This window comes from Pseudomonas sp. Colony2, from assembly GCF_019382755.1.
Taxonomy (GTDB): domain Bacteria; phylum Pseudomonadota; class Gammaproteobacteria; order Pseudomonadales; family Pseudomonadaceae; genus Aquipseudomonas.
This window is the reverse complement of record NZ_CP080030.1, coordinates 3,965,651-3,971,291: the sequence shown is the minus strand read 5'-3', so window position 1 is coordinate 3,971,291 and position 5,641 is coordinate 3,965,651. Positions and strand designations below refer to the sequence as shown.

The following is a 5,641-nucleotide window of genomic DNA, read 5'->3' as shown; positions in this document are numbered from 1 at the left end:
CCCGGGGCCAACAGCCGCAGTTGTAGCGGGATGGTCAGCACGATGCCCTGGCGGAACGCCCCGTAGGCCGGCACAAACAGCGGCGGCTGCGTCAGCCCGCTTTGCTGCTGAATCTCCGGCACATGCTTGTGTGCCAGTCCCAGCCCATACACCAGGAACGAGGGCGCCTGTGAAGCGTCGGCGCCCTCGTGCTCCTGCACCCCGGCGCGGCCCTTGCCGGAATAGCCCGAGACGGCATGAATGGTCGTCGGGTAGTCCCCGGGCAGCAGCCCGGCCTCAAGCAACGGGCGCAACAGACCAATCGCGCCGGTGGGATAGCAACCGGGATTGCTCACCCGCTGCGCCGTGGCAATGCGTTGCGCCTGTTGCGGGTTCATCTCGGCGAAACCGTAGGTCCAGTCGGGATGAGTGCGGTGTGCCGAACTCGCGTCGATCACCCGCACGGCCGGATTGTGGATGCTGGCGACGGCGTCCCGTGCGGCGTCGTCGGGCAGGCAGAGAATCGCGATATCGCAGGCGTTGATCATCTCGGCGCGCTGCTGCGGATCCTTGCGGTGTTCAGGGCTGAGGGTGATCAGTTGCAGATCGGTGCGGTCGCGCAGGCGTTGATGGATCTGCAGCCCGGTGGTGCCTTGGTCGCCGTCGATGAATACAAGAGGATTTGCCATGGGATGCACTCGGATAGGAAATCAGGTGTTCCAATCTTCGGCCAGCCGCTAGGATAGGAAAAGTTGAATTTCCAAACGATGAAGTTCAGTTTTTATGAACGAGGATTGACCCATGCGCGAAATCAGCCTGGACCGCCTGCGTACGTTGGTGGCGATTGCCGACCTCGGTTCGTTCGCCGAGGCCGCCCGCATGCTCAACCTGGCGCCACCCACCGTCAGCCTGCATATCGCCGACCTGGAGGCGCGAGTGGGCGGCAAGCTGCTATCGCGTACCCGTGGGCGGGTGCAGCCTTCAGCGATTGGCGAAACCCTGGTGGAGCGCGCCCGCCGCTTGTTGGCGGATGCCGAGCAGGCGCTTGAAGACGTGGAGCGACAGGTGCAGGGGCTGGCGGGGCGGGTGCGTCTGGGAGCCTCAACCGGAGCCATCGCACAGTTGCTGCCGCAAGCCCTGGAAACCTTGAGCCAACATCATCCTGCCATTGATGTGCAGGTGGCGGTGCTCACGTCGCAGGACACATTGAAGAAGCTGGCCGAGGGCGCCCTGGAGATCGGCCTGGTGGCGCTGCCCCAGGCACCGGTGAAGGGCTTGCGGATCGAGCCCTGGCGGCGCGACCCGGTCATGGCATTTTTGCCGGCGCGCCGGGAATGCCCGGAAGTGGTGACCCCCGCCTGGCTGGCCGCACAACCATTGATACTGAATGACGGCACCACCCGGCTTTCGCGCCTGACCTCGGAGTGGTTTGCCAATGACGGCTACCAGCCGACGGCGCGTATTCAGCTGAATTACAACGACGCAATCAAAAGCCTGGTGGCCGCCGGTTACGGGGCCACGTTGTTGCCCCATGAAGCGTCCACGCCCTTGCACGACACCCGGATTGCGATGCGGCCGTTGCAACCGTTGCTGTGGCGGCAACTGGGGATCGCCCATCGCGCCGGGGAGGTTGAGCGGCCTACGCAACATGTGTTGGACGTGTTGTGGGGATTGAGTGCGGGGTAGGGCGTCGTTGTCTGTGAACTGGGTGGCTGATCGGCGGTGATTGAGTAAGGCCGCAACAGGCCTATGAGGGCTGTGCGAGGTTCACGCCCTCAGCCTGTAGCTTGGCCAGTTCGGCAGACAGGGAGCTGCCCGCTGTCCATAGCACCGCATTCCAGCCCAGTTGCCTTGCCGCGACGACATTCGCAGGGGTGTCGTCTATCAGCAGCAATTGCTCTGGAGCGAAGCCCGAGAGAGCGGCTGTCTGTTCAAAGAAGTCCCGTTCAGGCTTGCGACTGCCCAGTGCCGCCGAATAATAGATGCCGTCAACGTGCGGGCCGAGGCCAAGTTGATCCATCAGGTAGGCCGACCGCAGGTGCTCCTGGTTGGTCGCCAGGAAGACCTTCGTACCTCTCTCGCGCAGTTGGGCGAGTGCTTCCAGCAACGGCCGGTTTAGCCTGGCGTCACTTGCAAACCAATAGGCAATCAAGTCTTCGTGGGGAACGGACGGCGTAAGTCGCGCCAGTGCCAGCTTCAGTTGCTCGGCAAGCCCCGAGTGTCCGACGATGATGTCGCTCCAGTAAGGGCCAAAAAACTCGCGGTTCAAATCGGCGTTACTGATGCCCAGATCCGCTTCAATCTCAGATGCCCAAGGCCTGCCATCTGCAGGCCGCCCGTTAATCAGTACACCGTCTACATCGACCATTATCGCGTGGATCATCGTGCCGCTCTTCCCCGTGGTGGTTGTATGTACTGCAGATACCACGCTGCAATGCCATGATTCATACGATTGGCCTATGAATGCCTTCTTGAATCGGGAATTTACACCGGCATGAATATCCTTGAAATTGGCGGCTTTGGGCAGCTAATCCGTCCAGTGCGGTCGTCTTTCGAGGAATCAACACTATGTCGTCACCCGAACCGTTCACCCATACACGGCTTCTCCAGACGGTCGACGATGTACCGTTGAACATCGCCGCGATCCACCGCGCGGGTACCCTGGCGCCAATCGTGTTCCTGCATGGCTTTGGCTCGACCAAGGAAGATTACGCCGACATCGTCCAGCAACCTGCCTTCGACGGTCATCCATTTTTGGCTTATGACGCCCCGGGTTGCGGTGAGAGCCATTGCGATGACCTGTCGAAGATCTCCATCCCGTTCCTGCTGCAAACCGCCTTGCAGGTGCTGGAGCATTTCAACATCGAGCGCTTCCATCTGGTAGGCCACTCCATGGGCGGCCTCACCGCGCTGATGCTGGCGCACCGGTTGCCGGGCCGGGTGCTGAGTTTTGTCGATATCGAAGGCAATATCGCCCCGGAAGACTGCTTTCTCAGCCGGCAGATCGTCGACTACCCGGCGGATGATCCCGAGGCGTTTTTCAGCGCCTTTATCGAGCGCACCCGGCAGGCACCGGCCTACGCCAGCGCGCTGTATTCGGCGAGCCTGCGGCACAAGGTGCGTGCCGGGGCGGTGCGGGGGATCTTCCAGTCGATGGTCGAACTGTCGGATAACGCCGACTTGATGGGCAAGTTCCTCGGCCTGGAATGCCCGCGCATGTTCATGTACGGCGAGCAGAATGCCCATTTGTCGTACCTGGCGCATATCCAGGCGCAAGGCGTGCGGTTGGCGCCGATTGCCCGGTGCGGGCACTTCCCGATGTACTCCAACCCGATCGCGATGTGGCAGCAGATTGCGGACTTTCAACACGGCTGATACCCATCGCCAACGATCGGCCAGGCCCGAAAGCACAAGACTTACGCCTCGAAACCCGGATAATGGCGGCCATATTTTGCTCGCTATTCTGGTAATCCCGCATGGAAATCAAGGTCAATTTTCTCGACAACCTTCGACTTGAAGCCAAGTTCGACGACTTCACCGTGGTGGCCGACCAGCCTATTCGCTACAAGGGCGATGGCTCGGCCCCCGGTCCGTTCGATTACTTCCTGGCGTCGTCGGCGTTGTGTGCGGCTTACTTTGTGAAGTTGTACTGCGAAACCCGCAACATCCCTACCGACAATATTCGCCTGTCCCAGAACAACATTGTCGACCCGGAAAACCGCTACAACCAGATCTTCAAGATCCAGGTCGAATTGCCAGCGGACATCTCCGATAAAGACCGCCAGGGCATCCTGCGTTCCATCGACCGCTGCACCGTGAAAAAAGTCGTGCAGGCCGGGCCGGAGTTTGTCATCGAGGAAGTGGAAAACCTGGATGCCGATGCCCAGGCATTGCTGATGCCGAGCGCGGCGTCCGACGCGGGCACCTACATCGCGGGCAAGGACCTGCCGCTGGAAACAACCATCGCCAACATGTCGGCCATTCTGGCGGGCCTGGGCATGAAGATCGAGATCGCTTCGTGGCGCAATATCGTGCCCAACGTGTGGTCGCTGCATATCCGCGATGCGCACTCGCCGATGTGCTTTACCAACGGCAAGGGCGCGACCAAGGAAGGCGCATTGGCGTCGGCATTGGGCGAGTTTATCGAGCGGCTGAACTGTAACTTCTTCTACAACGACCAGTTCTGGGGTGAAGACATCGCCAACGCGGCGTTTGTGCATTACCCGGACGAGCGCTGGTTCAAGCCGGGCCGCAAGGACGAACTGCCGCCGCAGATTCTCGACGCGCATTGCCTGCACATCTACAACCGTGACGGCGAGCTGCGCGGCTCACACCTCTATGACACCAACTCCGGCAACGAAGAACGCGGCATTGTTTCGCTGCCGTTCGTGCGCCAGTCCGATGGCGAGGTGGTGTATTTCCCGTCCAACCTGATCGAGAACCTGTACCTCAGCAACGGCATGAGTGCCGGTAACACCCTGGCTGAAGCGCAAGTGCAGTGCCTGTCGGAAATCTTCGAACGCGCGGTAAAACGCGAAATCATCGAAGGTGAATTCGCGCTGCCGGATGTACCGCAGGAAGTGCTGGCGAAATTCCCCGGTATCCTGGCCGGTATCCAGGGCCTGGAAGCCCAGGGCTTTCCGGTACTGGTGAAGGATGCGTCCCTGGGCGGTGAATTCCCGGTGATGTGCGTGACGTTGATGAACCCACGCACCGGCGGCGTATTCGCCTCGTTCGGCGCGCACCCAAGCCTGGAAGTGGCGTTGGAACGCAGCCTCACCGAACTGCTGCAAGGCCGCAGCTTTGAAGGCCTGAACGATCTGCCGCAGCCGACGTTTGAAGGCCATGCGGTGACCGAACCGAACAACTTTGTCGAGCACTTCATCGACTCCAGCGGCGTGGTGTCGTGGCGCTTCTTCAGCTCGAAGTCGGATTACGAGTTCGTCGAATGGGACTTCTCCGGCCAGGGTGAAAACTCCAATGCCGAGGAAGCCGCCACCTTGTTCGGCATCCTCGAAGGCATGGGCAAGGAAGTCTACATGGCGGTGTACGAGCACATCGGCGCGACCGCCTGCCGCATCCTGGTGCCCGACTATTCGGAGATCTACCCGATCGACGACCTGATCTGGGACAACACCAACAAGGCGCTGTTTTTCCGCGAGGACATCCTGAACCTGCATCGCCTCGACGAAGCGGAATTGAAGGGGTTGGTTGAGCGCCTGGTGGAAAGCGAACTGGACGACTACACCGACATCACCACCTTGATCGGCATCGAGTTCGATGACAATACGGCGTGGGGTCAACTGACCATCCTGGAATTGAAGCTGCTGATTTATCTGGCCCTGCAGCAGTTCGAAGAAGCCAAGGAACTGGTGGAGATGTTCCAGCAGTACAACGACAACACCGTCGAGCGCGGCTTGTTCTATCAGGCTGTGAATGCGGTGCTGGAGATGGAGCTGGACGAAGACCTGGAACTGGCGGACTACGAAGTGAACTTCCGCCGGATGTTTGGCAACGAGCGGATGGACGCGGCGATTGGGTCGGTGAATGGCAGTGTGCGGTTCTATGGTTTGACGCCGACGAGCATGAAGCTGGAAGGGCTGGACCGGCACCTGCGGTTGATCGACAGCTACAAGAAGCTGCACGCGGCGCGGGCCAATAC

Annotated in this window: 5 protein-coding genes; 3 read left to right on the top strand and 2 right to left on the bottom strand. The window is 60.5% G+C overall.

Annotation, left to right across the window (positions count from 1 at the left end; genetic code table 11):
* Nucleotides 1-668: N-acetyl-gamma-glutamyl-phosphate reductase (gene argC / locus JV201_RS15610; protein WP_257903228.1), on the bottom strand; the 668-nt coding region annotated here is incomplete at its 3' end.
* 112 nt (nucleotides 669-780) lie between these two features.
* Between argC and JV201_RS15605 the strand changes: the two genes are divergently transcribed.
* The gene (locus JV201_RS15605) at nucleotides 781-1,665 is read left to right on the top strand and encodes a LysR family transcriptional regulator (RefSeq protein ID WP_003215152.1); all 885 of its coding nucleotides are present in this window, start codon (nucleotides 781-783) and stop codon (nucleotides 1,663-1,665) included.
* 61 nt (nucleotides 1,666-1,726) lie between these two features.
* Here JV201_RS15605 and JV201_RS15600 read toward each other — a convergent pair whose 3' ends face one another.
* Nucleotides 1,727-2,362, bottom strand: coding sequence for an HAD family phosphatase (locus JV201_RS15600; RefSeq protein ID WP_219405682.1), 636 nt, complete (start codon nucleotides 2,360-2,362; stop codon nucleotides 1,727-1,729).
* A 185-nt stretch (nucleotides 2,363-2,547) separates the two neighbouring features.
* Here JV201_RS15600 and JV201_RS15595 point away from each other — a divergent pair, with 185 nt between their 5' ends.
* Nucleotides 2,548-3,354: an alpha/beta fold hydrolase gene (locus JV201_RS15595; protein WP_219405681.1), complete on the top strand. Its 807-nt coding sequence runs from the start codon at nucleotides 2,548-2,550 to the stop codon at nucleotides 3,352-3,354.
* Nucleotides 3,355-3,455: 101 nt separating this feature from the next.
* On the top strand, nucleotides 3,456-5,641 hold a 2,186-nt coding region (locus tag JV201_RS15590; RefSeq protein WP_219405680.1), incomplete at its 3' end, for an OsmC domain/YcaO domain-containing protein.